Annotated in this window: 2 protein-coding genes; both read left to right on the top strand. The window is 63.0% G+C overall.

Going from position 1 to position 1,041, the window contains the following annotated elements:
• Positions 1–194: 194 nt before the first annotated feature.
• Positions 195–710: an EXLDI protein gene (locus tag ACIRS4_RS39125; RefSeq protein ID WP_404205185.1), complete on the top strand. Its 516-nt coding sequence runs from the start codon at positions 195–197 to the stop codon at positions 708–710.
• 118 nt (positions 711–828) lie between these two features.
• Positions 829–1,041, top strand: a 213-nt coding sequence (locus ACIRS4_RS39120) for an ATP-binding cassette domain-containing protein (protein ID WP_404205183.1), incomplete at its 3' end; no start/stop codon positions are given.

Here is a 1,041-nt window from a genome sequence, read left to right as displayed (position 1 = left end):
CCTGGACCAGCCGGTCCGCGACCCGTGTACCGCTATGCATGGGCGATTCCTTTCGGTGGTCGCCACCGGCGACCGAGTACCGCTCACTCGGGATACGAAATCCGGGTACCTAGCGGTTCAATGCCGCTGCTCGACCGACGGCGTTCTCGAACCGAACCTTGCCGTGTATGTATACGTCTACGTATAGTTGGGTCATGCCGAACAAGACGATCTACGTGTCCGATGACGACCTCGCACTCTTTCAGCGGGCTCAGGAGCTGGTCGGGGGCAATCTCTCGGGGGCGATCGTGACGGCGTTGCGGCGCTTCATCGAGCTCGAGGAGGGCCGCCGGCAGGGCTACGACGAGGTGGTCCTCAAAGTCGGCAAGGACGGGATCCGACAGGTTCGATTCTCCGCCACCCTGCTGACCGACTGGCACCAGGTGACCAATGAGCGCATCGAGGACATCCGGGTGTACCGCACACGCAAAGGCGCGTACGCGGTGCACAGCCACTTCTCCAACTGGTCGGAGTTCCCGGCCGACACCAACATCCTCAAGGACTGGCGGCAGTGGCGGCGCTTCCTCGGTGTGGGGGAACAGAATTGGGGGGACTTCACCCTCGAGGTCTTCGACACCGTGCGGGAGCTGAAGGGCAAGATCCCGGATCGGCTCTACGCCCGCGTCATCGACGCCACCGAACATCCGAACGTCGAGGACCTCGACATCTGATCCGACAATCCCGGTAGCACAACCGAACAGCTGTAACCGACAACCTTGACCGCAAGCCTCGGCGGTCACGGCGTAGATAACGCATGCATTCATGCCTATTAATTGATGAGAGGGAGACATGAACCTCGACCCCGGTCCGGCGGCCATCAGCGTCACCGGCCTGTGCAAATCCTTCGGCGAGCAGATCGTGCTCGACCGCATCGACTTCACCGTGCCCGCGGGCAGCGTGTTCTCGCTGCTCGGACCCAATGGCGCGGGCAAGACCACCACCGTGGAGATCCTGTCCACGCTGAAGCGGCCCGACGGCGGCGAGATCAGCGTCGGCGGGCAC

The organism is Streptomyces sp. NPDC101166, from assembly GCF_044768125.1.
Classification (GTDB): Bacteria; Actinomycetota; Actinomycetes; order Streptomycetales; family Streptomycetaceae; genus Streptomyces.
The sequence above is the reverse complement of the archived record's forward strand: the minus strand, read 5'-3'. Positions and strand labels throughout refer to the sequence as shown.